This is a genomic window from Xenorhabdus budapestensis (genome assembly GCF_002632465.1).
GTDB classification, from domain to species: Bacteria; Pseudomonadota; Gammaproteobacteria; order Enterobacterales; family Enterobacteriaceae; genus Xenorhabdus; species Xenorhabdus budapestensis.
The window spans coordinates 1-993 of record NZ_NIBS01000102.1; the positions used below are offsets into that span (position 1 = coordinate 1).

Genomic DNA, 993 nt, shown 5'->3' on the forward strand with positions numbered 1-993 from the left:
TAACCCGAATTCTGTTTAAGCTGTCATTGAAAAATCGTTTTCCGAATAGAAAATGTTCAGTGATGGCTTTTTCCATTTAAGGCAGTAAGCAATCAGCCCCCCTAAAACAGTCAGCAAAAATCCGTTTACACTTCGGTGGCGCGAGTGTTCTATTTGAGAAATTATTTTTCATTGTCCATTAATCGTTTCAATGATAAAACGCCTTGATAACATTATTTTATCCCATGCAGCTTGCAGACGGGCTTTCATGTTTCGGCGCTTTTGGGTGATGAAAGTCACACCGGTTTTGCCTAAATCGTCCGCGAGCTCTTGACTGAGGTAACCTTTATCACCGTAAAGAGATCCCGTTAATTCTGTTGTTAATTCGCGAACGGGCTCCCGATCATCCACATTACCGGCAGTCACTTTAAGCGCCAGAATTTCCCCCTGATGATTGACGACCAAATGTAACTTAAAACCGTAAAACCAACCCATTGAAGTTTTTCCGCGTTGGGCTATCCCCTGAAAGACCTTATGGCGGGGAATGCGGATGTTATGGCAAACTTTCAAACTGGTGGAATCAATAAAAGCAATGCCCGTGGGTTTTCCGTTTAATTTAGTCAGATAACTGCACAGAGGAACCAAAACGGAAGGCGCGACACTGATGAAACGGGTATAACTGAGCAAGGTGGGGAAATCAGGGTGATGATATTTCCAGAGAAATTCCAAGTAGAAGGCTTTAAAGTGACGGTAATGCGACATGTGAAAGAGGATCAAAATGGTCATGATTTCACGGGGATACATATGGCCTTTCCTGCGGCGCAGGCGGTATCCATTATCAAGACAAAATTGTGTCCACTGTGGGATAAAAAAGTGGCAAAAATCATCGACATTACAGAAAACTTCAACTAAGTTATCCATGGCCTGTTCCTCCCCGGAGCTGTTTCGGCGCGCACCAAAACACTGCTCCTGGAACAGGCCCCTCGTCAATTCTTTATCCAGAATTCGGGTTAA

1 pseudogene is annotated in these 993 nt (G+C 43.9%); it reads right to left on the bottom strand.

The window, feature by feature from the left end:
- Positions 1-15: 15 nt before the first annotated feature.
- Positions 16-900, bottom strand: a pseudogene (locus tag Xbud_RS19055) (IS982 family transposase).
- Between the last annotated feature and the right edge of the window lie 93 nt (positions 901-993).